This is a genomic window from Nocardia sp. NPDC052316 (genome assembly GCF_044547795.1).
Classification (GTDB): Bacteria; Actinomycetota; Actinomycetes; order Mycobacteriales; family Mycobacteriaceae; genus Nocardia.
On sequence record NZ_JBIUBB010000002.1, the window covers coordinates 1,031,588 to 1,057,761 of the forward strand.

General features: G+C 67.4%; 25 protein-coding genes and 1 riboswitch. Of the genes, 17 read left to right on the forward strand and 8 right to left on the reverse strand.

Annotated elements, in window-relative coordinates; translation table 11 throughout:
- Positions 1-167: 167 nt before the first annotated feature.
- From ACIHA7_RS11485 to ACIHA7_RS11500, 4 genes are all read right to left on the reverse strand, one after another.
- The gene (locus ACIHA7_RS11485) at positions 168-1,115 is read right to left on the reverse strand and encodes a helix-turn-helix domain-containing protein (RefSeq protein WP_397288224.1); all 948 of its coding nucleotides are present in this window, start codon (positions 1,113-1,115) and stop codon (positions 168-170) included.
- A gap of 96 nt (positions 1,116-1,211) precedes the next feature.
- Complete coding sequence (locus ACIHA7_RS11490) at positions 1,212-2,279, reverse strand: fused (3R)-hydroxyacyl-ACP dehydratase subunits HadA/HadB (protein ID WP_397288226.1); 1,068 nt, start codon at positions 2,277-2,279, stop codon at positions 1,212-1,214.
- A gap of 213 nt (positions 2,280-2,492) precedes the next feature.
- On the reverse strand, positions 2,493-3,932 hold the full coding sequence (locus ACIHA7_RS11495) for a lipase family protein (protein WP_397288228.1): 1,440 nt from the start codon (positions 3,930-3,932) through the stop codon (positions 2,493-2,495).
- 222 nt (positions 3,933-4,154) lie between these two features.
- Entirely contained in the window at positions 4,155-5,330 is a 1,176-nt protein-coding gene (locus tag ACIHA7_RS11500) for a lipase family protein (RefSeq protein ID WP_397288724.1), read from the reverse strand.
- A 347-nt stretch (positions 5,331-5,677) separates the two neighbouring features.
- Between ACIHA7_RS11500 and ACIHA7_RS11505 the strand changes: the two genes are divergently transcribed.
- Positions 5,678-5,920 (forward strand): hypothetical protein, encoded by a 243-nt coding sequence (locus ACIHA7_RS11505; RefSeq protein WP_397288230.1) that lies wholly within the window; start codon positions 5,678-5,680, stop codon positions 5,918-5,920.
- A 103-nt stretch (positions 5,921-6,023) separates the two neighbouring features.
- Here the strand turns inward: ACIHA7_RS11505 and ACIHA7_RS11510 are convergent, their stop codons facing one another.
- On the reverse strand, positions 6,024-7,151 hold the full coding sequence (locus ACIHA7_RS11510; RefSeq protein ID WP_397288232.1) for a lipase family protein: 1,128 nt from the start codon (positions 7,149-7,151) through the stop codon (positions 6,024-6,026).
- Between the two features lie 209 nt (positions 7,152-7,360).
- Between ACIHA7_RS11510 and ACIHA7_RS11515 the strand changes: the two genes are divergently transcribed.
- The 4 genes from ACIHA7_RS11515 (at position 7,361) to ACIHA7_RS11530 (ending at position 9,517) form a co-directional block, all read left to right on the forward strand.
- Positions 7,361-7,930, forward strand: a complete 570-nt coding sequence (locus ACIHA7_RS11515) for a DUF2599 domain-containing protein (RefSeq protein WP_397288234.1) — start codon at positions 7,361-7,363, stop codon at positions 7,928-7,930.
- 34 nt (positions 7,931-7,964) lie between these two features.
- A complete protein-coding gene (locus ACIHA7_RS11520; protein ID WP_397288236.1) occupies positions 7,965-8,660 on the forward strand; it encodes an SDR family oxidoreductase in 696 nt (231 codons plus the stop codon).
- A gap of 51 nt (positions 8,661-8,711) precedes the next feature.
- On the forward strand, positions 8,712-8,990 hold the full coding sequence (locus ACIHA7_RS11525; RefSeq protein WP_397288238.1) for a putative quinol monooxygenase: 279 nt from the start codon (positions 8,712-8,714) through the stop codon (positions 8,988-8,990).
- A 155-nt stretch (positions 8,991-9,145) separates the two neighbouring features.
- On the forward strand, positions 9,146-9,517 hold the full coding sequence (locus ACIHA7_RS11530) for a hypothetical protein (protein ID WP_397288240.1): 372 nt from the start codon (positions 9,146-9,148) through the stop codon (positions 9,515-9,517).
- A gap of 1,494 nt (positions 9,518-11,011) precedes the next feature.
- Here ACIHA7_RS11530 and ACIHA7_RS11535 read toward each other — a convergent pair.
- Positions 11,012-11,914 carry a helix-turn-helix domain-containing protein gene (locus ACIHA7_RS11535; protein WP_397288242.1) on the reverse strand — a complete coding sequence of 301 codons (903 nt, stop codon included), beginning with the start codon at positions 11,912-11,914 and terminating at the stop codon, positions 11,012-11,014.
- A gap of 88 nt (positions 11,915-12,002) precedes the next feature.
- Entirely contained in the window at positions 12,003-12,224 is a 222-nt protein-coding gene (locus ACIHA7_RS11540) for a DUF397 domain-containing protein (protein ID WP_107656514.1), read from the reverse strand.
- A gap of 324 nt (positions 12,225-12,548) precedes the next feature.
- Here ACIHA7_RS11540 and ACIHA7_RS11545 point away from each other — a divergent pair, with 324 nt between their 5' ends.
- From ACIHA7_RS11545 to ACIHA7_RS11560, 4 genes are all read left to right on the forward strand, one after another.
- Positions 12,549-13,349: an SAM-dependent methyltransferase gene (locus ACIHA7_RS11545; protein WP_397288245.1), complete on the forward strand. Its 801-nt coding sequence runs from the start codon at positions 12,549-12,551 to the stop codon at positions 13,347-13,349.
- Between the two features lie 209 nt (positions 13,350-13,558).
- Positions 13,559-13,789 (forward strand): hypothetical protein, encoded by a 231-nt coding sequence (locus ACIHA7_RS11550; RefSeq protein WP_397288247.1) that lies wholly within the window; start codon positions 13,559-13,561, stop codon positions 13,787-13,789.
- Positions 13,790-14,046: 257 nt separating this feature from the next.
- The gene (locus ACIHA7_RS11555; protein ID WP_397288249.1) at positions 14,047-15,306 is read left to right on the forward strand and encodes a PucR family transcriptional regulator; all 1,260 of its coding nucleotides are present in this window, start codon (positions 14,047-14,049) and stop codon (positions 15,304-15,306) included.
- A 92-nt stretch (positions 15,307-15,398) separates the two neighbouring features.
- Positions 15,399-15,833: a CBS domain-containing protein gene (locus ACIHA7_RS11560; protein ID WP_397288726.1), complete on the forward strand. Its 435-nt coding sequence runs from the start codon at positions 15,399-15,401 to the stop codon at positions 15,831-15,833.
- A 10-nt stretch (positions 15,834-15,843) separates the two neighbouring features.
- On the opposite strand, the gene ACIHA7_RS11565 is transcribed toward ACIHA7_RS11560, so the two are convergent.
- The gene (locus ACIHA7_RS11565; RefSeq protein WP_397288251.1) at positions 15,844-16,266 is read right to left on the reverse strand and encodes a pyridoxamine 5'-phosphate oxidase family protein; all 423 of its coding nucleotides are present in this window, start codon (positions 16,264-16,266) and stop codon (positions 15,844-15,846) included.
- Between the two features lie 122 nt (positions 16,267-16,388).
- Between ACIHA7_RS11565 and ACIHA7_RS11570 the strand changes: the two genes are divergently transcribed.
- From ACIHA7_RS11570 to ACIHA7_RS11605, 8 genes are all read left to right on the forward strand, one after another.
- Positions 16,389-17,681, forward strand: coding sequence for an aminotransferase class V-fold PLP-dependent enzyme (locus tag ACIHA7_RS11570; protein WP_397288253.1), 1,293 nt, complete (start codon positions 16,389-16,391; stop codon positions 17,679-17,681).
- Positions 17,678-18,967, forward strand: a complete 1,290-nt coding sequence (locus tag ACIHA7_RS11575; RefSeq protein ID WP_397288255.1) for a heavy-metal-associated domain-containing protein — start codon at positions 17,678-17,680, stop codon at positions 18,965-18,967. Before ACIHA7_RS11570 ends, ACIHA7_RS11575 begins: the two co-directional genes overlap by 4 nt.
- A complete protein-coding gene (locus ACIHA7_RS11580) occupies positions 18,964-20,547 on the forward strand; it encodes a decarboxylase (protein WP_397288257.1) in 1,584 nt (527 codons plus the stop codon). Before ACIHA7_RS11575 ends, ACIHA7_RS11580 begins: the two co-directional genes overlap by 4 nt.
- A complete protein-coding gene (locus tag ACIHA7_RS11585; RefSeq protein WP_397288259.1) occupies positions 20,547-21,875 on the forward strand; it encodes a pyridoxal-phosphate dependent enzyme in 1,329 nt (442 codons plus the stop codon). The genes ACIHA7_RS11580 and ACIHA7_RS11585 overlap by 1 nt, the downstream gene beginning before the upstream one ends.
- A 115-nt stretch (positions 21,876-21,990) precedes the next feature.
- On the forward strand, positions 21,991-22,398 hold the full coding sequence (locus ACIHA7_RS11590) for a hypothetical protein (RefSeq protein WP_397288261.1): 408 nt from the start codon (positions 21,991-21,993) through the stop codon (positions 22,396-22,398).
- A 184-nt stretch (positions 22,399-22,582) separates the two neighbouring features.
- The gene (locus ACIHA7_RS11595; RefSeq protein WP_397288263.1) at positions 22,583-23,212 is read left to right on the forward strand and encodes a TetR/AcrR family transcriptional regulator; all 630 of its coding nucleotides are present in this window, start codon (positions 22,583-22,585) and stop codon (positions 23,210-23,212) included.
- A 96-nt stretch (positions 23,213-23,308) separates the two neighbouring features.
- Positions 23,309-23,479: riboswitch (M-box (ykoK) riboswitch) on the forward strand.
- Between the two features lie 241 nt (positions 23,480-23,720).
- Positions 23,721-24,437: an MgtC/SapB family protein gene (locus ACIHA7_RS11600; RefSeq protein ID WP_107656505.1), complete on the forward strand. Its 717-nt coding sequence runs from the start codon at positions 23,721-23,723 to the stop codon at positions 24,435-24,437.
- Positions 24,434-26,170, forward strand: coding sequence for an ABC transporter permease (locus tag ACIHA7_RS11605; protein ID WP_397288265.1), 1,737 nt, complete (start codon positions 24,434-24,436; stop codon positions 26,168-26,170). Before ACIHA7_RS11600 ends, ACIHA7_RS11605 begins: the two co-directional genes overlap by 4 nt.
- Positions 26,171-26,174: the final 4 nt, after the last annotated feature.

The following is a 26,174-nucleotide window of genomic DNA, read 5'->3' on the forward strand; positions in this document are numbered from 1 at the left end:
GGACAATACTTCGCGCCCTGCGAAGACTCGGCTTCGCCGGTCACCCCGGACCGACCCCGGCCGAGCGCGCTACAGAGCGCGAACGTCCAGTCTTTTCGAGTATCGGGTGCCCAATCGAGCCGAGCCGAATCCACTTCGGCCGAGCGGAATCACGTGACAGAATGCCGTCAGACGCGGCGGTTGCCGGCCGGCTGATCGAGGATCGGCGGCTGACGGCGGCGCAGCGCCTCCAGCAGCGAGACGGTGTACTCCGGCGGCGCGGCATGCACCGAGAGTTGGTTGGCCACCGCGCGATACGCGTCCACGTCGGCCTGCTTGTCCAGGTACAGCGCGCTGGTGAGCTGCTGCAGATAGACGATGTCGGGCAGGTCGGCCTCGGCGAAGCGGAGCATGGTGAACGCACCGTCGGCCAGCGCGGGTCCGCCGACATGGTCGGCCAGCACCTGGACGGTGACGTTGCGTTTCTCGACGACCTTCAGCAGATGATTGATCTGGGCGTTCCACACGGCGGAACCGCCGATCGGCCTGCGCAGCGCCGCTTCCTCCACGATCACCCACAGCTGCGGCGGGTGCGGACGGTCCAGAATCTCCTGGCGGCGCATCCGCAGCGCGACGCGGCGTTCGATATCGGGCTGGGGTTCGCCCGAGTGGGCCAGCGACAGCAGCGCGCGGGCGTACTCCGGAGTCTGCAGCAGTTCGGGCACCGCGCGCGGTTCATAGGCGCGGACCAGCGTGGCCGCCTGCTCCAGGCCCAGGTACGTGTCGTACCACCTGGGTAACCAGTCGTTGTCGCGGTGCCACCAGCCCGACTGATTGCCCTGCCGCGCCAGCTCCAGGAATTCCTCGCGCTCGGTCGGGTCGGTGACGCCGTAGAGGTCGAGCAGGTCGGTCAGGTCCCGCACCCGGAACCCGGTGCGGCCGAGCTCCAACCGGCTGATCTTCGAGTGCGAGCCGCGAATGGCTTCGCCCGCGTCTTCGCGGCTCATCCCGCAGGCCTCACGGAGTTTGCGCAGCCTGCTGCCGAGCATCATGCGCAGCACGGTCGGTGCGCCCGCCGGAACTGCCCCGCTGATCAGCGGGGAATCAACCGACTGACGCACCTCCGAAGGACGCATAGATCGAGTCTGCCATGCGAAGCTTGTCTGTTTCTACTGACGAAAGACCCTGTGCCCGGCACCCGGCCCTCGATACAGCGAAGCCGGAGCGCGAGATCAGCGCAGCGCGACGTCCGCCGTCGCGCGACCGAACAGCTTGCGGCCGTCGCAGGTCGCGGTGAGGGCGACGGTCGCGGTCCGCCGCTGCGGGTCGAGCGACTTGATCTTGCCGCGGAACTCGATGGCACTCGCTGTGGTCGCCGCGACCGGCGCGAATCCGGCGAATCGCACGCCGTAGCTGGTGACCGCGGCGGGATCGCCGAGCCACGAGGTCAGATAACCCGCGCCGAGACCCATCGTCAGCAGCCCGTGCGACACCACGTCCGGCAGGCCCGCGCTGCGTGCGACGGTGTCGCTGAAGTGGATCGGATTCGAATCACCGGACACCCCTGCGTAATTCACCAGATCACCGCGCGACAGCGGCATCGACCGCACGGGCAGCTCCATGCCGACGGAGAGTTCGTCGAAACTCGGCACGGTGCGTGGGGTCCGCTCGCGGTCGATCGGGTCGGTGCGCACGGGCTCGTCGAAGCACTCGACCACACCCGCCTCCTCGCCGAGCGTGGCCCGCTGCGCGGCGGCGTCGTGCCGGTCGGCGGTCGACTGGCCGGTCATGATGACGCCGTCGACCGCGGAACGCAGCTCGGTGGCGATCTCCACGCCGGTCTGCGCGACGGCGGTCGAGGTCGCGATCTGCAGCAGCTCCTTGTGCTGATTGGTGAGCACGTTCTTGGTCACCATGAAGTCTTTGTCGCCGAACTGCCGGAACGACTCGATGTAGGAGACGCAGTGCAGCTGGTCGCCGGACAGCACCGGGCGGTGCACCTCGATGGACTGTTCGGTCTGCAGCACCTGGCCGATGTCGTAGGCGGTGAGTACCGACTCGAACATCTTGCGCTGCATCAACATCAGCACGATCGAGGTGAAGGTCAGCGGTGCGATCAGGGCGTCGTAGCCGAGCTCCGCGGCGGCCGCTTCGTGCCAGTGCGCCGGATGCCGCTCGTGCACGGCACGGGCGAATTCCCGGATCTTCTCGCGCCCTACTTCGTAGTGCTCGGTCATCCGGTAGTGCCGCCCCACCAAAGCCATGGCCTGTTCGGACGCGGTGGTCGTGATGTCGTTCATCTGCCTCTTTCGAAAAATCCGGGCGTCGAGCCCGCCCGGACCGGCCCACAATACCGAAACACGACAGAGTCGCATCGCGCGGGAGGCAAGTCCGGGCGTCGCCCGACCGACATCGGGAAGGGGTTCTGATCGGTCATAGATCGCGACAAACGCGGCAAACGCTAACCGCAATAATTCAGTGGGCTTGACGACACGCCGGGGTTCGGCAAATCATCAGCACTCATTCGGTGCGGGCACTCCCTGCAGCCGATCATCGAGCCACAGCATCGCCTCCGGATAACCGAGCCCGCCGGCAATGATGTGCTCGCCGAGCACACTGCGATACACCGAGGGAACGCCGAGCCCGCATTGCTCGAGATAGAGATTGCGCGCGCCTTCGGCCGGGATCCAGAATTCCTGCTCGCCGTTGTAGATATACAGCGGCGTGCCCGACTTCATATCTTCCATCCTGGTCACCCGGTAGATCTCGGACGCGACCTCGGAGTGCAGCGGGTCGGGGATATTGGCGGCGATATCGATCGGCAGCATGAGCACACCGATCGCGCCGAAGGTGCTGCCGCAGAGGTTCTTCACCGGCGAGGTCGCCACCCACTGCGCCAGATTGTTCATGCGCGCGAGGATCTCCGGGCGCTCCCGGCCGATGCCGAACACCGCGCCCATGAAGATCGCCGAGGCCAGGTTGCCGTTCATGCTGCGCGCCAGGATCTCGTAGTCCGCGGGCACGCCGCCCAGCGCCGCGCCGACGATGACGCCCGCCAATTCCGGTGCGTACCCGTCGATCAACTTCACCGCGCCGTGCGTGGCGATGGCGCCGCCGGAGTAGCCCGCCATGCCGAACTTGCTCGCACCGAACTCGTCCGGAAGCAGGCCGCGCACCGCGCGGACGCCGTCGAGCACCGCGTGCCCCGCGACGAACGGCTCGGCGTAGGCCATCCGCGGGCCCTCGTGGTCCGGGATGAGCACCGCGTAGCCGCGCACTGCCGCGACGTAGCTGGTCGGCGGGATGAAATCGGTGATGCTGGTGTCGGGGTGCAAACCGTGCGCCAGCGTGTAGCCGGGCGTGCAACTGCGGCCCAGCGCGTCGATCGGCAGATTGTTGACCACCACCGGTCGAGGACCCTGCCCCGGCCAGGCCGCGCTCGGCACCACCAGGGTCGCGGTGGCGAAGGACGGCGCGCCGTGCGCGTCGGTGGTGCGGTACTTGAGCAGCTGCGCGCGCTGGATCGGCAGCACCATCAGCGGGGCTGCCGTCGCGGTGATGTCCCTGACCTCGATGATCTGTCCCGCGGCCAGCTCCGCCAGGTCAGCGGGCCAGGCATCGAACATCGGATCACCGACGTTCGCGGGCATCGACGCGTCGCGCAGGGCGACCACCGACGGCCCCAAGCTGCTGGCCTGCCAGCCGGGCGTGGACGACTCGGGGGCGGGCGCGATCGGCGGCGGCGGGATGACCTGATCGATCAGCTTCTGCACGCCGGGCAGCAGTGAACCACCGTCCGGCGGTGGCGGGAACAGCCCGGGGAACTCCGGGAGCGGGGGCAACGGCAACGCGGGCAGGCCGGGTGGCACGGGCAACGGCTCGGCCGTCGCCTGCCCCAGTGTGGTCGGGCAGACGAGCAGCAGTGCCACGGCAATGGCGGGTAAGCATCTCATGGCACACGCCTTTGGGTGCGGATGTCGGGTTCACCTGGCGCGCAGGGAGATGCGACGTGCGCCCCCGAAAGGCCCTGTTGTACCAGACAGTCAGGCTAACCCGCCGGACGCGCTGCGCCGCGCCGAAACGACCGAGTTGTCGGTGACACGTGGCCGAACCGCAACAACCGAGGCGAATGCCGCTCGTGGCGAGTCGGGTTCACCCTCGGTGTTGCGCGTGTTTCAGCAGTTGTTGGGTGCGGGCTCCCCTCGGAATCGGGCGTCGAGCCAGTTCAGCGCCGACGGGATGCCGAGCACCGCCGCGGTGAGATGGTCGGGCACCGGGATCTGTTCGGACTGCACCGCCGCCCCGGCGGCACACCAGCGCTTGGCGGTGTTCACCACCGCGTCGATCGGGATCAGCCCGTCGATCGGCGAATGCCACTCGAAGACCGGTGTTTTCGGCACACCGTCGTAGAGCTCGAGGCTGTTCTCCTCCACCACGGCGCGGGCAGCGCTGTCGTTGATCATCGACGTCGACTTCGCGAAGTCCAGCGCGCCCTTGCCCGCGCCCGCGGAGAGGATGTCGTTGGTGCAGCTGTTGGCCATCTTCGCGCGGGCCGCGAGGCCACGCTCGTTCAGTTGCTCGCTGAGCGGGAAGCGCTCGGGATATTCGCGTTCCAGGCCGAGACCGGCGGCCAGCGCGAGCCCGAACACCGGATGCGCGCCGAGACCGAGGCCCTCCAGCATCTTCACCAGGTTCATCGGCACGCCGCCCATCGCCGCACCCGCGATATCCAGGTCGGGCGCGTACTTCGGGGCGAGCGCGGCCGCCCAGGCCGTTGCCATGCCGCCGCCGGAGTAGCCGACCATCGAAACGGGGCTCTGCCGCACCTTCAGTTCGGCCACCTGCTTGACCGCGCGGATGCCGTCGAGGGTGATCTGGCCGCCCAACTTCGCGGCGCCGTAGGCGAAATTCGGGCCGAGGTGATCGGGCAGCGCCACCGTCCAGCCGCGTTGCAACAGCACGTTCCAGCCCGGCGCCTCGCGGACGACCAGGTTCGGGTCGGCGGTGTAGAGGACCTTGGAGACCGAGCATTCGGCGCCGAGTCCGTTGATGATGTGCTGGAACGACAGCAGCGGCCCGTCCTCGACGTGCGCGCGCGGCGTGAGCACGGTGGTGGTCGCCGCGATCGGCTTGCCCTCGGAGCTGGTGGAACGGAACCGCACGACCGTCACCGTGGTGTCCGGGAAGATCAACAGTGGCGGCATCACCCTGGTCGCGAGGACATCGCCGGGCTTCTTGTCCGCGATATCGGCCGGGGTCGAATAGAAGGGGTCGGGGTCGGGTGCGGGATACAACGGGGAGCCGGTGCCCGGTCCGGCCGTCGTGGCGACGAGCGCCAGCCCGACGGCCATCGCGCCGAACGCGCGGATCACTCGGTGACGGGTCGCTCCCCTGCCCATGGAACGTAGGGCCTGACTCATCGATAGATGCCTCTCGAATGGGTCCAACGTTGTGACTCATCCTCGGCAATTTCGCCGACAAGCGGCAGATAGGGCGCAGATCATGTTGAGATCTCACAAGTTTGGAGCGACCGGTCTGTGATGGTTGTCCGCATTCGCTCGTGACACGACCCCACCATCGCGCGGCGGTCCTGTGACATGTCCAGCCAACGAGGCGGAACATGTTCCGGTCCATGGCCTGGCCTTACCTTCACATTACCGGCGCGGTTGCCGCGCCCGGTCCGGAAGGAGACGGTGGCATGGACGGCACTGTGCGCAGACTCGCTTACCGCGAGAACATCGACGAGGCGCCGACCCGACGCGTCACTGTCTACTTCGACGGACCGACCCCCGACGACGCGCTGGTCCTCGAGTACGCGGCCAGCAGCACCGAGGCCTGGGAGTTCACCGCCGCGGCGGTGCACGCGGGACTGACGGTGACGGTGGACGGCATGGTGCGCCCCGGATTACGCCGACTCCCCTGCCGATCGCTCTGGCGCTGAGGGGATTCCGCCGCGCATGCGGCGGAAGCCACCGCGTTTCAGCACATTCCGCAGCCCGGCATCGCACGCCAGTCGGCATCGAGTGCAGTTTCGGACACCGCGGCTAGGCCGGATCCAATACCCGATGCAGGAAGGCCACCGCATCGGGCAGCGCCGCCCGCGCGGCACCCAGATGATCACCGGGATAGAAATGGGTCTCCAGGTCGGTACCCGACAAGCGCAGCTCGGCAAGCAGTTTGGCGGTCAACGGCGGCGGCACCTCCATATCCGTCAGGCCCTGCCCGACGAACAGCGGCAGCGTGTACCCGGCGGTCGGTATCCGCATCATCGCCCGCGCGGCGGCCCACAGCGCCGGATCGTCGAGCGGCTTGGCCAGCATCGCACCGATCGCGACATCGGCCAGCCTGGCATTCGCCTCGGTGATGCACTCCGACTCCACCACGCGCAAGGCCTCCTGGCCGGTCTCGGTCAGGTAGCTGTCGACGTCGAGTTCCGGTGCGCTCGCGCGCAATCCGGCCAGCAGCATGGCGACGTACGCCGGTGTCTTCTCCAGCGGCAACCGCGGAATCCACGGTCCGGCCAGCGGGATGAGCGACTCGAGGTTCGACGGCGGGCCGGTCGCGGCCGCGCCGCGCAGCTGCAGCTCCGGTGCGTCGGCGGGCGCGAGATACGCGGTGAACAAAGCGGCTTGCGCGCCCTGCGATTGACCGAACACCGCCCACTCGGTGCCCAGCGTCGGTGCGACCGCCCGCGCGGCGCGGACACCGTCGATCACGCTGCGGGCCTGTGAGGGTCCGTCCAGGTAAGGGTGGGTGCCTGGGGTGCCGAGGCCGACGTAGTCGGTGACCATCACCGCGTATCCGGCCCGCAGCAGTTCCGGGTACAGCGTATCCAGGTAATACACGCGGGGTTCCAGTGTGAACGCGCAGTGATCGGCGATGCCGGTCGTCCCGTGCGCGTAGGCGACGATCGGCCAGCCGCCCGGTGGCGGCGTGCCTTCGGGCACGTACACCACCCCGGTGCTCTGCATCGCCCCGCGTGGTCCGCGCGACCAATAGGTCAGCCGCTCCGCCGTTGCCGCGCCGTCCACTCGGAAGCGCCCGGTGAGTTCCACCAGATTCGTCACCGTGCCCGGTGCTTCACCCACTGCCGCCACCGCGGGCGTCGCGAACGCGAGGCCCACCGAGATCACGACCCCGGCCGCCCCCGCCATGATCCGTGTACACATCATCGAACGACTATCCCCATCCGGGCATCCAGGAGCAAGCCACCACAATCAGTGGCCTCACCGGGGGAAGCATGCCATTTGCCCGATGGTCACCGGGGTGCGGCCCGGCGGCGTCGCGGTCGACGCAGATGCCCGAGGTACCGGGCGGTCGCTAGGCTCGGAGGGCGGGACCGGATCACCGACGGCCCGAACGCGACGCGGAAGGAGCCGGAGTGGGGCACCCGAATCGGCCGGCTCGCGCGGCGCGGCGGTCCGATATCGCCCGTCAGGCCAGGACGACCGTGCTGCTGTGTGCCGCACTGCTGCCGACAGCCTGCGGGTCGGACGCCCCCGCCGATCGGTCGGCCACCACGCCTTCCGTCACGACCGCCACGTCACTGCCGTCCCGGACGGCCACGGCAGTCCTACCCCCTGCCTCGATGGCACCCGGCACATCCCGGGTATCGACCACACCCACCGTCGACCCCTACGCGGGGCTGCCGCTGATCGATCACGTCGAGTGGACCGAGACCGTCGACGGGTCACGACTGCGCGTCTACCCGACGACGGCCGGCCGGCAGACCACTTTTCCGGGCACCGATGAACGCGCCTGGCAGGAAGTACGCACGGAATCGCCGGACGCGGACACGCCCGGCATGCGTGATCAATTCATCTGCCATTGGATTTGGGCTCGACTGGTCGAGCCGAACAAAACGAGTTGGAATTTGGAACCCTGGCGTCCGGCGGTCGGTTATCAGGCCACCGTCGATGCGCGCTGCAACCCGGGTGGCCCCGAACGCTGAGTCCGGCGCCGCCCCCGATCGGAAGGACCGACCAATGCGCATTGTCATCGCAGGCGGACACGGAAAGATCGCCCTCCTCCTCGCCGACCTGCTCACCCGCCGCGGCGACGAGGTCGTCGCGCTCATCCGCAACCCCGATCACGCGGCCGACGTGACCGCCGTCGGCGCCGAACCCGCCGTGCTCGACCTGGAACAGGCGGCGACGGCACATCTGATGGATACCGTGAAGGGTTCGGACGCAGTGGTTTTCGCGGCGGGCGCGGGACCGGGCAGCAGCGCCGAACGCAAGTACACTGTCGACAGGGACGGCTCTGTCCGGCTGGCCGACACCGCCGAACGGGCAGGCGTACGGCGTTTCGTGCAAATCTCCACGATGGGCGCCGGTCAACCTCCCGCACCCGGGAGCGACGACATCTGGGCCGCCTACATCGATGCCAAGACGCAGGCCGAAAACGACCTGCGCGAGCGCGTTCTGGACTGGACGATCCTACGGCCGGGGCGCCTCGTCGATACCGCGGGTACCGGACTCGTCACCCTGGCCGCACCCCGCGTTCCGCGCGGCGACATCCCCCGGGCCGACGTTGCCGCCGTGCTGGCCGAGCTGCTGCCCGCGACACACACCGCGGGCGCGACACTCGAACTCGTCTCCGGCGACACGGCGATCAGCCGGGCGGTAGCCGAGCTCGCCGACCCCGGCGTGTCGGAAAATGCTGCCCCCCTTGCCGATTGACCATCGCGTTCTCGTTAGGAGAGAGCAAACTTGTTCAGCCGCATCGTGTCCATGAAAATCCGGGAGGGATCGCGCGCCGACTTCCTCGACGCCATCTCCCGCAGCGCGGTGTCGGCCCTGCGCGAGGAGCCGGGTTGTCTGCGCTTCGATGTCTGCGCCGACCGCGTCGATCCGCATCGATTCTTCCTCTACCAGCTATATATCGATGACGAAGCGGCCGAGGCGCACCGCTTCACCGAACATTTTCTGGCCATGCGGGCAGCGGCCGACCGGTATGTAGAACCCGGCACGCAGATTCACTACAGCACAGACGTCCTTTTCGACAACTGATCGTCTTATCGGGACAGCGTGTCAGCAAACTTGCAGACGCCAAATCCCGCACGTGCGCTTGCAAATCGATCGTGCAGATGTACTTGCATATGAAAGGCACAGCGACCTAAACTCAGTCGCGCAACGCTTTACAGGGGACAACCAGGGGAGGCCGCATGGTCGAGCCGAAGGCCGAAGTCGCCATGGGTCCGCTGCCGCCAAACGTCAGGGGCGTTCGAATGAACCAACCACTTTCCGCCGGCGGTCGGCTCGGAATAGCCGCCGCCGCTCTGGTCGACAAGCCAGCGAACGGTACACACATGAGCACACCGTCGGCCCGTAGCGGCCAAAGGAACACCGCGTACTCGCGGGAAACCGCCGTCGCGTTCGTCATCGATGCCGTCGAATCCAAGGGTGCGGCCACCCGACATGATTTCGACATCGACCGGATCGTCAGCACGGCGCACGACGTCGTCGACGACTGGGACTTCCACACACTGCAGCCTGCGACGTTCTGGCGGATTGCCTCCAGCTTCATCAGGCAGTAACACTTCCGGGCAGCTCGATGTCCGGCGGACACCGAATTGCCTTGTGCCGCAAGCGCTGAGCCACCATGCTCCACTGGCGATGATCTACCCTCCGGCGCAGAGCTTGCGGCACAAGGCATTACGGCACAACGCCGATCCGAGCTGCCCACCGGCGCACCCGGCCTCGACGCCGAACCACCGCGCTCCCACGCCGAAGCACCGCGCCGCGCCGCCGAAGTGTCGCACCGCACCGCCGAAGGCCTACGTGCCACCGCCGAGTCACGCGGCACCCCCGCCGAGACACGCAGCGTCCCCGCCCCGTCGATCAGCGCCCGCGCTTCGTCGCCCAGCATCCGCGCCCAGCTACCCCGTGCCCGATTGCCCAGCACCGGACCTGGATTCGCTATCTGCCAAGTCGAGTCGCTCAGCGCCTCTGCCGGACTACCCTGTACCTCCGCTGAATCACGCGGCACCTCCGCCGGATCGCTCAGCACCTCCGCCGGATTACGCGGCACCCCGGCCGGATCGCGCAGCACCTGCGCCGCATTGCGCGGCACCTCCGCCAAATCACGCGGCCTCCGCGACGAGTCGCTCAGCGCTCGCGCTCCGTCACCCCACTGGCCCGCCGCAGCGCCCAGCCTCATCGCCCAGTTGCTTTGCGCCCCTAACGAATTGCACGACAGTCTTTCCCACTGGCTCAAGACCTCCGGCGAATCTCGCGGCGGGCCCGCCGCGATACCGAGCGCCCCTACCGTATTGCCCGGCTCCCGCGGCCGGTTGAGCCCGCACTGCCAGCCTCCCAACGGCTGATGACGCGGCACTCCGGGTCTGGACCTCCACAGAGCCTGCGGCCCGGCACCCGGCGCCTGCGCCCGATCACTCAGCGGCCGACTTTACCGCGTATCTCGCACCCGCATCCGAATATCCAGCGCGCCAGTCGAATTGCGAGGCGGCCAAGCCATGTCGCCCACTGTCCACGCCGAATGACTAGGCCCGCCAGCACAGTCCCAGCCCGCCCAGCCGCCGCCATGACGTCCGGCCACACTCGGATGGCGTTCGCGAACGAGGTATGGCAGCGCACCTACTCGATAAATCGCGCTGCGGTATCCGACTGGCCGCGGACAACCCGCGCGGGCGAGACATGGCGGTGGCCCCACTGGGTGGGTGCGGCCGTTGTGTCCTGTTGGTAGCTGGTGAAATTCACGGGTGCTCGGCATCCGCGGCCAGTTGCTCGGTGTCTGCTTCGGATGGTGCGCTTCCGACGCTGCGTTGCCCGGTGCCGGTGTTGGATCGCCGCGCGTTCGCCTTGGCTTGTTCGCCTTCGGGGAGTTGGCGAGGTGCCGTGACGTCGGCGCGGCAGGTGCTCCTGAATCGAGCTTCGGTGCGCCCAAGGTGGCCTCGCCCCGCGACCGACCGGCGCGGGGCGCGGCCACGGCGACTGGTCTCGAATCATGGGGCATCGCCGACGAATAGCTGTTGTTCGGGTGTGCCCGCATGGTCCCCTCGCCGGGGTGATCAGCGATCGTAGCCTTCGTAGCCCTCGGCGTACTTCGCTAGGATTTCTATCGACTTCTCCGGCCGCTCGGCCTGCACGCTCAGTCGGTCCATCACCGAGAGATACAGTGCGAGGTCTTGTCTGCGGTCCAGGTAAAGGGCACTGGTGAGGTGCTCCAAGTACACGATGTCGGGGAGCTCGCTCTCGGCGAAGCGCAGGATGCTGAACGAGCTACCCGCGGCGGCGTGTTCGCCTGCCGAGTACGGCAACACCTGTACCGTGACGTTAGGGAGGTCCGCCAGTGTGATCAGATGCTCCATCTGCTCGCGGTGCACCCGCGGACCGCCGACCGGCCGATGCAACGCCGCCTCATCGATGACCGCCCACACGATCGGCGGATCGGAGCGGTGCAGAATCTCTTGCCTGCGTTGCCGTACCTGAACCCGCCGATCAGTGTCGGCATCTTCGTAGCCGAGGGCCACTACCGCCCTGGCGTATTCGGGTGTTTGCAGTAGTCCGGGAACAAGATGCGCCTCATAGGTGCGGATCTTGCTCGCCGCCTGTTCGAGACCCAGGTAGGTGCCGAACCATTGGGGCAGCAGGTCGCTGTAGCGGTGCCACCATCCTGGCTCGTTCGCCTGCCTGGCCAGTTCGAGGAACCGCTCCCGCTCTTCGGGGTCGTCGACGCCGTACAGCGACAGCAGGTCCCTGATGTCACGTTCCTTGAAACCGGTGCGGCCCAGTTCGAGACGACTGATCTTCGCGTGCGAACCACGAATGGCGTCGCCTGCTGCTTCTCTGGTGATGCCCTTGGCTTCCCGCAGCTTGCGCAACTGGCCGCCCAGTGCGATACGCAGCACCGTCGGACCACGTTCCGCTACAACGGGTTGCACCAGACCGTCGTCGTCGGGTTCAGCGATCATTGAGTTCGTCTCCGATACTCGAAGTTGACCACGGTGTGTCACAACCACCTGTCGCGAAACACACCGCACCGATCGCCAATGGTACCGCTCAACTCGTCAGATAGTCGAACTCCCCCGCCTTCGCGCCGCGCACGAACGCGTCGATTTCCGGGCGGGTGTAGAACAGCACCCCGCCTTCGGGATCGCGGGAGTTCCGTACGGCGACCTGGCCGTTGGTCGCCTCGGCGACTTCGACGCAGTTTCCGCTCGGATTGCTGTAGGTGCTCTTTCGCCACGAGCCAGTGATCTTGTTGGTGGATGTATCCGACATGTTCCCCACTCCTCGGTTACGCCAATTTTCGGCTGATCAGTTCGTGCAGATGCACGCTCAAACGTTCTTGCATTTGCACCAACAGTTTGGACGATAGCACGAAGTTCGCCGCCGCGCGCCTACTAATTCGGACCATCCGGTCCGGGTTCTGACGTGCCGATGTTTCGCCTCGAGAACGCCCTGCTCAGACAGTTGATCGCGACCATCCAGAGAGTTGAATCTTGTACTGTCGCAGGGCAGATCGGATGTTTCAGTCAATCGCGACACCACCCCGGCGCACACCAGCAACCGGTGCCGCACCGGCGCTTCTGAGGAGCCCAATCCATGCCACACACGGACAACAGCCCCGTGATCCGGACCGACATCCCGCACTCGGCGCGCATCTGGAACTACTGGATGGGTGGCAAGGACTATTACGAAATCGACAGGATCGCCGGCGACGCCGACATCGGCGTCGACCCCGAGATCGTCACCATGGCGGTGCAGTCGCGCCAGTTCCTGATCCGCACGGTCGGCTACCTCACCGGCGCGGCGGGCCTGCGCCAGTTCCTCGACATCGGCACCGGCCTGCCGACCATGCAGAACACCCACGAGGTCGCCCAGGGCATCGCCGCGGCGTCGAAAGTCGTTTACATAGACAACGATCCGATGGTGCTCGTTCAGTCAAGGGCCCTATTGACCAACACGACCCCGGAAGGCGTGACCACCTATATAGAAGCCGACTACAACGATCCCGAGCGCATCGTCGCCGACGCCCGCAACATCTTGAACTTCGACAAGCCGATCGGTGTCATGTTCATGGGCGTGCTCGGCCACGCCGAGTCCTACGCCGACGCGTCTCGCATCGTGCGGACAGTGCTGGCGGCCGTGCCATCGGGCAGCTACCTCGTTCTGTGGGACGGTACCGACGACAGCGCCGATTTCGTGCAGCTCTGCAACAACTACACCAGCACCGGCGGCGCGCCGTACGTGCCGCGCCCCAAGGAACAGCTCCGCCGACTCTTCGACGGACTGGAACTCGTTGAGCCAGGCTTCGTTCCGATCACGCAGTGGCGCCCCGACAGCTCCGAGACGGCTCTGACCAGGCCGATCTCTGCCTACTGCGCGGTAGCCCGCAAACCCTAGCCTTGTCGACGACGATAACGGCGGTCGATAAGGGCCGCCGTTCCGTCCGATTTCGGCTCCTGTTCATCGACGGCGTCCGTGCAAATGTACTTGCATCTGTAAGCGACGCAGGCATAGACTCGTACCCATATCGGGGAGGTACGCAGGGAGTTCGAGCCGGCGGCGCCTACACAGCAACTCCCCACACGCCACACGCGAGGGGCGGTCGAATGAGCCAGCCATTCCGGACTCCCCGCCGGGTTGCCGTCATCGGCACCGGCGTCGAGACTTTGCGGCAATGTCCCGCTCCGGTTCCGGTATCCGACTGCACTGTCGAACCACCCGGCCTCACCTATCGGCAGGCGCGAGATATCTTGGCCGCCCATGAGGTCCACGGCCCGCAGTGCAGGCAGTGGCTGGCCGCGGCCGCCTACCTCTCCGCCGGTCTCGACGACGAGTAGTCGCTCGAATCCTTTGGCACCGATCGATGTTCGAACGCGTCGACTAATCCACCCGGCCGAACATTCCACGGAGCATAACGTCTTTCCGCGTGGATGTTTCGCCAGTAGTGGTATGTCACGAACGGGTCACCGCATAATGCCGTAGGCTCCCAAGGGATCTCGCTGATAACTTCCCACGCGCAGGACCCTTTCGTATAGTGAGCCGAACGATTCGGGCACAGTTCTATTACGCCCGACGTGGCAATGGAGCGACCCGAATGACCTTCTCCGCGCTGCATCTATCCCCCGATTCGCCGGAATCGGCGCTCGAAATCGGTGGCCAGTTGGCTTCGGTGCCACTGCAGAACACCGACCGCGTCGCCTCGCGGATGGTGGGTTACTTCGCCACCTGCATGGCGCCGTGCCGCACGCTACCCGGCGAGCAATTGCGCGGTGACGTCACCAAACTGACCCGATCCTGTTTGGGATTGGTGGCCGAAATGTTCGACCGGCGCACCGTTCCCGGCGATGAACAGTTCGGCGAGGTGCGTGAGGCCGCCGCCCAGTGGGCCCGCGAAGGCGTCCCGCTCAGCACCATTCTGCGCGGCTACCACGAAGGCGTGCGCATCGCGTTCGGCCTGGTCACCGCGCCGGCCAGAGCCGATGACGTCAACGAACTGCTGGTCGCCACCGACCTCATGCTCGAGCTACTCGCCGCCGTCACCGCCGCGGTCGCCGACGCCTACGTCGACGAACAGCATCTGGTCGCCAAGGAACACCAGACCGCCGCCCAGACCCTGGCCTCGGCGCTGCTCAGCGGGCGCGGCAGCTCGGCCCTCGCCAGACAGGCGGGCATCCCGATCGCCGACGCGTATCAGGTAGTGGCGCTGTCGCTTTCGGAACACCCCGACGAACGCGACCCGCGGGTCGACGCGAACGTCGCGGCCCGACGCAAACTACGCAGGCTGCAATCGGCCTTGGCCACCGTGTTCGCCTCCCGGGCGCTGGCGTTGCTCAGCACCAAGGGCGGCACCATGCTCATCCCGGTCGACGACGGCGAAACCCCGCTCACCGCCGAGACTCTCGCGCAACTGGCCGAGGCCGCCGAGGTTCCGCTCACCGCGACCGTCGTCGCCTGCGACACCGACGAGATCCCCGAATCCGCGGACCAGGCGCACGAACTGCTCAATCTGGTTCGGGTGGGTGGCAAGCCCCCTGGCCTTTATCACATGGCCGATCTGGCGGTGGAGTACCAACTCACCCGCGGCGGCCCGGCGACCCGGCGGATCGCCACCATCCTCGACCCGCTGGAAGCGCACGCCGAGCTGTTCGAGACCATGCGCGCCTATCTCGGCAACGATATGAACCGGCAGCTCACCGCACGTCAGCTCTACGTGCACCCCAATACCGTCGACTACCGACTACGCCGCATCGCACAGCTCACCACCATTGATCTCGCCACCTCGGCCGGGATTTCGCAGGCCGCCATCGCGCTGCTCGCCCGCGATCTGGACCGCAGCGTCACCCGCCGCCTGTGACCAGTCCGTGACCCCGTAACTGATTCGTGCTGGTCACCAGCGCCCGAACTTGGGATCCTGAAACTGCCGCAGACATCTGGATGGGTGACAGTATGCGAATAGCCGAGATCTTGCGCAGAAAAGGTAGCGACGTGGCAATGGTCGCACCCGACACGACAATTCGAAGCCTGCTGGCCACGCTGGCCGAGCACAATATCGGTGCGGTTGTCGTGTCACGTGACGGCGAAGGGATCGTCGGGATCATCTCCGAACGCGACGTGGTGCGCAACCTGCACGCGCGCGGCGCGGAGCTGCTCGATACCCCGGTGTCGGAGATCATGACCACCGACGTGCGCAGCTGCGCTCCCGACGACCGCGTCGACGGACTACGAAATACGATGACAGAGCATCGAATTCGGCACCTGCCGGTGATCGACCAGGGCAGACTGGTCGGCATTGTCAGCATCGGTGATGTGGTGAAGAGCGCGATCTCCGAACTGACCACCGAGCGTCAGCACCTGGTCGAGTACCTCCAGGGCAAGTACTGAGCCGACCGGCTCACACGCCGCCGAGGTCGGCGGACAGCCAGTGCTCGGGCCGCAGGTACACCACAACCTGATCGCCGAAGCCCTCCGCCTGCTTCAGGTAGTTGTCGACGGCATCGCCGGTCAGGTAGCGGTGCACCATCTCGAGATGCAGCTCCTCGGTGAGCGGGATGATCTTGGCGACCGGACCCTCCACCGCAACATACCGAGTAGTCGGTTCTATCCGTTGCACCAGCAGTGTGAACCGGCCGGCCTCCTGGATCAGCCGCAATTTCCGCGAATCGGCCCCGGTCATCACCCACGGCTCGCCGCCGGGCTCGTATTGATACCAGATGGGCACCGACAGCGGGCCCCGGTCGGGACCACCTGCCACCGACAGGGCCGCCACGTGCGGCTGTGCGAGGAACTCTTGACGCTCTTTCAAGGTCAAAGCCATGGCTCCACCCTAGTAGGTGAAACCCGTTGCCCATGAGAATCCTTCGAAGACCTACCAAAAGTGCGTATCGTTGGTGGCGTCCAACGCACCTTGTGAAGCGGTTTTGCGGAGGGAGCGTCACGTTGCGATCCCATGCCTCGCGGCCGCATTTCGCGCGGGCAGCGGCCGGGCGACTATCGTCGTCGGCGGCGCAGGCCCCCGCCGACATCCGCAAGCTCTTTCCCGCACTCGCCGACTCCACCGAGATCTATCTGGACAGCGCCGCGACCACGCAGAAGCCGCTGCCGGTCATCGAGACCATTCACCGCTATCACAGCTCACGCACCGCCAACGCCGGGCGCGGCACGTACCCGTGGGCGACCAGCCTCACCACTCGCCTGAGCAGGATCCGGGACCGCACCGCGGCCTTCATCGGCGCCGAGCACCCGGACGAGGTGGTCTTCACCGCCGGCGCCACCGCGGCACTCAACGCCGTCACCCTCTCCTGGGGCCTGGCCGTCTTGGAGGACGGCGACGAAATCCTCTACAGCCCAGCCGATCACGCGTCGAACGTACACCCGTGGCATCACCTGCGCGGGCTGCTCGCACGCTTCGGGCGTCGGATCGAGCTGATCCCGTACCGGGTGACCGCCGGTGGCGAGGCGGACACCGCCGACATCCTGGCCAAGGTCACCCCGCGCACCCGGCTGATCACCACCAGCCACCTGCACCACGTGTACGGCGGGCTGACGACGCTGGCGCCCTTGCGCGGCAAACTGGACCCCGAGATTCTGCTGTGCGTCGACTGCAGCCAGAGCGGCGGGCACGTGCCGGTCGATGTGACCGAGCTGGGGGCGGATTTCGCAATCTTCGCCGCGCACAAGATGTTCGGCGCACCGGGAACCGGAATCCTCTACTGCCACAGGCGAGTCCACGATAAGCTGGTGCCCTTCCTGCCCGGCGGCAATTCGGGGGTGCTGGTGAGCGAGGCCGGGCTTGTCCCAGCGGCGATGCCCGCGCTCCTCGAGGGCGGTACCCACAATATCCCCGGCATTCTCGCGTTCGGCAGCGCGCTCGAGGTGCTGGAATCGTTCGATATCGGCGCCATCGCGGCGCACAATCGCGAGCTGACCGTGCGGCTCATCGACACCCTCCGGCCGATCGAGGGCCTCGAATTCCTGCCGGGGCCTGCCTATACGGCATCCTCGGTCGGCTACGGCATCGTCTCGTTCACCCTCGACGGGATCACCGCGACCGACCTCGGCTTCGTGCTGAGCGAACTGGGTTTCCTGGTGCGCACCGGCCTGCACTGCACGGCCGCCGACGGCGCGCGGTCCGACGACTCGGTGCGAGTCAGCACCCATATCTACAACACCGCCGACGAGATCGACCGATTCACCAAGTGCGTCATGACGATTGCCGAGGAGGTCAGATGACAATGGACACCCCGCGCTACGACCGGCGCGCCGCGTCCCGGGTGCTCGCCGAGCTGGCACAGCCGGGGCTGTTCGCGACGCCGGTGGCCGTCCCCGATCGGCGCAGGTTCGAATTCACCTGCACGGCACTGCATACCGAGCCGAACAGTCACCTGACCTACTCGCAGCGGTTGTACCTGGAGCGGTTCATGCGGCCGTGCCGGCCGTATCAGGTCACCAGCGCCACCCACCGCATCACCTGGACCGACAGCGACGGCATCCCGAACACCGGTCACTACCGCGCCGACGGCCTCGGCCCGCTGGTACCGATCGCCATGCGCGAGACCGTGCTGGCGCTGTGGCACGCGTTGGACGCCAATACCGCGTTCGCCGCACGCGTCTCCGCGCTCGGCCCGCGCGAGCACGCGGTCCTCGACGGCACCACCACCGATCACGAGCCGATGGATATCTTCCGGGTCGGCGTCGAGGCTGCCGGGCGGGCGCTGGCCCAGCATGCCCTCCTGGCCAGGCAGACGCCGTATCGCAGCGCCGTCGAACTCGCCATGGGCATGCGGGAATCCGGCCTCTTCTCGGCCGTCGCCACCCGCTGGTACTGGGAGTTGCAGGCCTCGACCTATCGGCGCGGGATGATCCCGGTGACCCTCATCGCGCAGCCGGACGGCACGGTGCGCTACTCCGCCGAGACCGTCGCGACATTGCGGGCGATGAAGGACGCGACGATCGCCGACGCGCACACCGTCATGCGGCGGGCCACCCACGTCGAGGGGCTCAGCATCCCGGCGGCGCTGGCCAAATACCACGACGACCTCGACCTCATCTCGCGCCAGTACGCGCTGCTGCCCGCGGGAACCCGGCCCGCCTGCCTGGCCGCGATGCCGCATCACCTGGGCGGCGGGCACTACACCGTCCTGCCGGTGGTGGTCGATCAGTTCGTCACGGTATTCAGCAAGGCCGTCGCCCGATGCGAGCTCGTCGAGGTGAGCGCCGCGCTGGACGAGGACACCGCCGATCGCGCCGCCACCGCCGAAGACCAGGTGTTCTATGTGCCGGACATGACCTGTAAGCACTGTGTCCGGACCATCGGCGGGGTGCTGGAGTCGATGGACATCCGGGTGGTCGAGATCGATCTGATCAGCAAGCGGGTGATCGCCGAATTCCGTAGTCCGCGCAACCGGGCCAGGGCCTTCGAGGCCATCCGGGACGGCGGCTACAACCCGGTCGCGGAGAAGCCGGAGCGGGCGGCGGAGGGTGCCAGGGCCGCCGAGCCGTCGGAAACCGCGGTATGACGGCACCGCTACCGGCGCTACCCGCGAAGCTTCATCCGCTGGTGCGCGCCTTCCTCGATACCCCGGACGCGGTGGCGGAGACTCTGATCCGGTTCGGCGCGCCGGTACACCTGGTGTTTCCACAGGTCTACGCGGAGAACGTGCGGCAGTTCCGCGAGGTGCTCGACCGTGCGCTGTCGCGGCATCGAATCTGCTACGCGCACAAGGCCAATCAGTCGCGCGCCTTCGTCCGCACGGCCGAGCACGCCGGGATCTGCATCGATGTCGCCTCCCCGCAGGAGCTGGCGAGCGCGATCGGCGGCGGATTCGGTCCGATGCGGATCGAGGTGACCGGGCCGAAAGGCGAAGTGTTCCTGCGTGATCTGATCGACTGCGGCGTCACGATCAATGTGGATAATCTGTGGGAGCTCCGGCGCATCGCGGAGCTGGCCGGTGACCGCGCCGAAGTGCCGGTGCTGCTGCGGGTTTCCGGCTTCGACGCGGGCCAGGTCAGCCGTTTCGGGGTGCCGCTCGCCCATATCCAGCGCGCGTTCGATGTGCTCTCGGCGCACCGCAGCCGAATCAACCTGCTCGGCTTCGCCTTTCATCTGGACTCCGGCGAGGTCGGCGAACGGGTCCGCGCGATCGACGCGTGCCTGGCGCTGATCGAACGGGCCTACGGTTACGGGCTGTCGCCGACCGTGCTGAATATCGGCGGCGGATTCCGGCAGGTCTTCACCGAGGACGCCGATCGGTTCGACGGCTATGTGCGCGCGCTGCGCGAATCGCTGGTCGGCCGCGGTGCGCCGATGAGCTGGGGCAGCAACACGTTCGGTTACCACGTCGCCAATGGCGCGGTGCACGGAACTCCGGTCTTCCACAAATACGCCAACACCGTTGCGGCCACCACCATGCTCGACGATCTGCTCACCGCCCCGCTGGAGCGCCACGGCGGACGCACCGTCGCCGAGGTCGCCTCGGACAATCTGCTCGAGGTGTGGCTGGAGCCGGGCAAAGCGCTGCTCGACCACGCGGGCGTCACGGTCGCCAGGGTCGACTTCGTCAAGGAGCTCGCCGACGGCAGCGTGCTGGTCAATGTCGATCTCAGTCGCGACGCGGTGACCCCGGCCGACCAGGAGGTGATGGTGGATCCGATCGTCCTGCCGAGCACCGCGCACCGGCCGTCCCCGCCGCTGCCGCCCGACGGCGCGGTGGTGCCGACCCGTGGCGCGGGCGACACCGCGCCCAGCCTGCATCCGGTGACCGAAACCGGGCCTGTCGGTGTGTATTTCGCGGGCCGACTCTGCCTGGAGCGGGACCTGATCACCAATCACAAGGTATGGCTGCCGGAGCGGCCGCGCTCCGGCGATCTGGTGGTGTTCCCCAATACCGCCGCCTACCACATGGACCTGTCCGCGGCGACGGCGTCGATGCGGCCGCCGCCGATCAAACTGGCGGTGGCGCACCGGGCGGGCAGCTTCCAGGTGTACCGCGACGCCGACTACGAACCGCACCGCTCGGTCGCGCCGCCGCAGCGACACACCCCGCCGCGTGCGCCGTGGCGACCGCCGGTGCCGCGACGACCCACCGAGGCGCCCTGATGCGCTACGACCACATCGCCGAACTCATCGGCAACACTCCCCTGCTGCGGCTCGATCCCGCCGTGCACGGACTGCGTAACGTCGAGTTGTACGCGAAGCTGGAGTCGCACAACCCCTTCGGCTCGGTCAAGGATCGGGTGGCCTGGGGCATGATCCGCGACGAGCTCGACGCCATCCGGGCGAGCGGGCAGAGCTTCATCGAGGCGTCGAGTGGCAATACCGCGAAGGCGCTGCGGGTGCTCGGCGCGATGCACGGCATCGGCTTGCGCGCGGTGACCAACCGGATCAAGGTCGCCGAGGTACGAGAACTGTTGCAGCTGTTGGGGACCGAGATCGTCGAGCTGCCCGGCCTGTCCGAGTGCCCCGACCCGACCACACCGAACGATGTGTACTCGGTGATCGAGGCGACGATGGCGCAGCAGCCCGACGCCTACTATCACGCCTCGCAATACACCAACGAGAAGAACATCGAGGCGCACCACCTCGGGACCGGGCGGGAGATCCACGAAGACCTGGCCGCCGACGGCATCAACCGGGTCGACTATCTGATCGGCGGGCTCGGCACGACCGGGTCGACCAGGGGCACCGCGACCTACCTGCGCAAGCACAACCCCGAATTGCGCACCGTGGCAGTGGTTTCCGACCGCGCCGACTTCATTCCCGGGATCCGCTCGGAGAGCGAGATGTGGGATGTCGGCCTGTTCCAGCCCGACTTCTACGACGACATCGTGACCGTGGAGTCCGGCGTCGCGGTGGACGCCGCCCTGCGACTGGCCACCGGCTACGGCATCCTGGCCGGGCCGACCAGCGGCGCGAGTTACGCCGCCGCGCTGGAAGCCCTTGCGGTACCGGACATTTCGGAACAACGGCCGGACGGGCCGATCGTCGCGGTGTTCATCGTCTGCGACCGGCTGGAACCGTACCTGTCCTATATCAAGAAGCGCAGGCCGGAGCTGTTCGACCGCGCCGAGCGCCGACCATCCCCGAGCGCGGCCGAGCAGGCCGCCACGCCGACCTTGACGCCGCACGAGCTGGCCGAGTTGGAGCGCACCGGCAAGCCGACCATCGTGGACACCCGCGGCGCGATGGCCTACCGGATCGGGCATGTGCCCGGCGCGCTCAATATCCGCGACGATCAACTGGACGAGATGTTCGCCCATGGCGTCCCGTTCCCCCGCTCGCGCCCGGTCGTGTTCGTCTGCCCGGTCGGCGAGCTGTCGCTGCGCTTCGCCACCCGAGCCGCCAAGGCCGGATACGACGCGAGCAGCCTGGCCGGCGGCATCGTCGCCTGGCGCGACGCGGGCCTGCCGCTGGAGAGTGGCGGGTGACGCGCGCGAGACATCCGGCCATTACGGGCGTGTCTGTTTCGCGACGCGCGGAGACTACTCGAGAGCGCGGATGCCCGCGCCGTCGCCATTGCACGCCCGAGAGAGAAGATTCCGCATGTACCGGTCGAAGAAATCCGTCGCCGCCGCACTGACCTCCTTCGGTGCCATGACCGCCGCCCTGGTGCTCACCGCACCCGCCGCGCCCGCCGCCGTCACCGCTGTCGGCGTGGCGCCCGGCCTGAGCTTCGGCAGCTCCACCGCGTTCGGCACCAACTGCAGCTATATCGCCACGGCCACCGCGACACCCGGTGACGTCATCGGCTTCTTCGACGCCACCGGCACCTTCGATCCCGGCGGCTGGATCACCGTGCCCGCCTCCGGCACGGTGACCGCGCGGTGGACGCCGCTGGTCCCCGGCAACCACACCGTCTACGCGGTGCACAATTCGGGAGCGTTCGTCTCGACCGCAGCCGCGGTCGGCAACGGGGTGAACCTCGGCCCCGTCTGCGTCGTCCTGCCCTGACCGACGCGCCACCGGCGGGCCCGGCGACCCGCGCGCCGAATCCATTTCGGCTGGGCCCTGTGTCGAAGTCCGGCCGGATCCAGCCCCCGGAGGCGCCGGAGCGGACTTCGACACAGGGCCCAGACCCGAAGTCGGGCGGTGCGGGTCGGCGGGCTCGCCGCCGACCAGGCACTAGTCTGGTGCGGTGCAATCAGGCCAGGAATCAGACGACGACGCGGGCCCGCGGATCTGGGGCGGCACGACCCTCACCGAACGCAGAGAGGCCCGCCGCAGCGCGCTACTCGAGGCCGCGCTCGATCTGATCGGCGAGGCGGGCGCCAGCGGGGTGACCATGCGCGCAGTCTGTCGCCGAGCCAACCTCACCGACCGGTACTTCTACGAGAGCTTCACCAGCCGCGACGAGCTGCTCGATGTGCTCTACCGGCAGGTGGCCGAGGAGTTCCTGGAGCCGATGACCGCGTTCGCGGCGGCCGACGAGCCCTCGCGCGACCGTGAGCTCGCGCGGATCCTGGTGGACAAGGTGCTCGCCGACCCGCGCAAGTCCCGGCTGTTCCTGGTGGAGCCGTACTCCAGCACCGGCCTCGGCCAGACCACCATCTCGGTGATGCCGGTCTTCACCCGGCTCATGCAGGACCACCTGTTCTCCCACATCGACGATCCGGTCAAACGCAGACTCGCGGCGGTGACCATGGCCAGTGGCAACGCGGGCATGTTCTCCGCGTGGCTCAACGGGTCGCTGCGTGCCACCCGCGACGAGATCATCGACCACTGCGTCGCGATGATCACCGCGTACCGCTCGCTGTACCGGTCCTGATTCGGCCTCGGGCGCAAGAGGATTCGTACCGAGGTGCGACCGCGCTCACATCTGGGTTGCCAATGTTTCCATTCGGGTGTTTACTGACCAGCGCAAGGTGCCGATCGTTCGCTGAGGCTCCTTCACGGAAACAGGCCAGCGACCCCGAACGTCGAGAGACGCCCCGGGTCAGGACAGATCTCCCCGGCTTAAGGGGTGATCCCGATTGGCTCCCGTACCCACCGGGTTTACGCCGTGAAGTGCCAAAGGTCTAACGAGGACGGATGCTGACCGGCGTTTTTATCGGTCATTCGTGCTGCGCTCTGCAACGATCAAGTATGCGAAGCCCGGCTTTTGTCGTGCGCTGATGAACAAAGGAGGTGAGCCGGATGCCCGGCGGTAATAGTCCGTATCCCCCGTTAGCCAAATATTCACCCGGTGACACCTCATCAGCCGATTTCGTTTCGGGAAATACCCCGTAACCTGCTGGTCTCGACGGTGCGCTGACGATTGTTCAGGGAGTGCGGTCATGACAACAGTGGAAATGATCCTCCGGCTGCTCGCCGGCGTCGGCCTCGGCGCCGCCATCGGCTTCGAGCGGCAGTACCGGGCCCGGATGGCGGGCCTGCGCACCAACGCGCTCGTCGCCGCGGGCGCCACACTGTTCGTGCTGTTGTCGGCGCACGGCTTCTCCGGCGGCACCGCCGACCCGACCCGGGTGGCCGCCCAGATCGTGTCGGGCATCGGCTTCCTCGGCGCGGGCGTGATCATCCGCGACGGGCTCAATGTGCGCGGCCTCAACACCGCGGCCACGCTGTGGTGCGCGGCGGCGGTCGGCGCCCTCGCCGGTGCGGGCATGTTCAGCACCGCGGCCGCGGGCACGGTCGCGGTGATCGTGGTCAATGTCGCGCTGCGGGCGGCGGGGCGCGCGGTCGACAAGCAGCCCGAAGCCGGACACGAACAGCCCGCGTCCTACGAGTTCGTCGCGGTCACCAACGACGACAACGAAGCCCATGTGCGTGCGCTGCTGGTGCAGGCCTTGACCCGCACCGACTTCCAGCTGATCTCGATCTCCAGCGCGAACACCGGCACGCCGGGCCGCGTCGAGGTGCGGGCCGAACTGTTCGGTGACCAGCGCGACGACCGGCAGATGGAGACGGCGGTGAGCAGGCTCAGCCTGGAGCCGTCGGTGACCAGCGTCGGCTGGCACATCGCGACCTCGGATGTGAAGGGGCCGCAGGCATGACACTGCTTCGTTCCTACCCGGCGGGCACCGCGCTGGATCGGCCACGCAACCGGTTCGCCGATGTCGTGGTGTTCGTCGGCGCCGCGGTGCTGATCTGGCTGGTCGTTCGGGTGTCGGCGAGCGCGAACGCGCCGTTCGACCAGGCCGCCGCGCCCGCCACCGTCTCCACCGATCCCGGACAGCTGCCCTACTACGCGGCGCGCTCGCTGCTGCGGATGTTCGCCGCGCTCGGGCTGTCGATCCTGTTCACCTTCGTCTACGCGACGGCCGCGGCACGGCTGCGGCGGGCCCGCACGGTGCTGCTTCCGCTGCTCGACATTTTGCAGTCGGTGCCGATCCTGGGGTTCCTGTCGATCACCGTCGCCGGGTTCATCGCGCTGTTCCCCGGCTCCGAGCTCGGTCTCGAAAGCGCCGCCATCTTCGCGATTTTCACCTCGCAGGCCTGGAACATGGCGTTCGCGTTCTACCACAGCCTGGCCGCACAGCCGCGCGAGCTCGATGAGGCCTCGCGCAACCTGCGGCTGTCGCGCTGGCAACGGTTCTGGCGGGTCGACGTGCCCAGCGGCATGATCCCGCTGGTCTGGAACGGGATGATGAGCTTCGGCGGCGGCTGGTTCTTCCTGGTCGCGTCCGAGGCGATCAGCGTGAACAACCACGAATACGCGTTGCCCGGCATCGGGTCCTATGTCGCGACGGCCACCGGCGACGGCGATCTGAGTAAGGTGTTCATCGCGATCGGGGTGATGATCGTGATGGTCGTCGGGGTGAACTTCCTGTTCTGGCGACCGCTCACGGCCTGGGCGGAGCGGTTCCGGGTAGAGGACACCGGCGCCGCCGACGCGCCACGCAGCGTCGTGCTGAATCTGCTGCGGCGCTCGCACATTCCGCTGCTGCTCGGCAAGGTGCTCGGCCCACTGGTGGCGCCGCTGGATCGGCTGATGAGCGTGTTCGGGCTCGCCGAGTACCCACTGCACGCCTCGCCGGTGCGGCGCCGGGCAGGCGATGTGGCGTTCGCCGTCGTGGTCGGCGCGGCGGTCGCCTACGGCGGGTATCGCGTGGTCGGGTACATCGAGTCCACCGCGGGCTTCGGCGAAGTGGGGCATGCGTTCGGACTCGGCTTCCTCACCTTGCTCCGGGTCGTGGTGCTGCTCGTGTTCGCCACCGTGATCTGGGTGCCGATCGGCGTGTGGATCGGGTTGAACCCCAGGGTGTCCCGGCTCGCGCAGCCGGTGGTGCAGGTGCTGGCCAGCTTCCCGGCCAACTTCCTGTTCCCGTTCATCACCGCGGTGCTCGTGTGGAGCGGGGCCAGCCTCAACTGGGCGGGCACCATCCTGATGGCCCTCGGGGCGCAGTGGTACATCCTGTTCAACGTCATCGCGGGCGCGAGCGCGGTGCCGACCGATCTGCGGGAGGCCGCCGCCAACCTGCAACTGCCGCGAAAACTGTGGTGGCGCAGGCTGATTCTGCCCGCCATCTTTCCCAGCTATGTGACCGGGGGGATCACCGCGGCCGGCGGCGCGTGGAACGCATCGATCGTCTCGGAGGTCGTCGACTACGGGTCGACCACGCTGGTCGCGGCGGGGCTGGGCTCCTACATCCACGAGGCGACGAAAGTCGGTGACTCGCCACGGATTCTGATCGGCGTGCTGGTCATGAGCATCTACGTGGTCGGCATCAACCGACTGTTCTGGCGGCGCCTCTACGCACTGGCCGAACGGCGGTACTCGCTGTGACCAC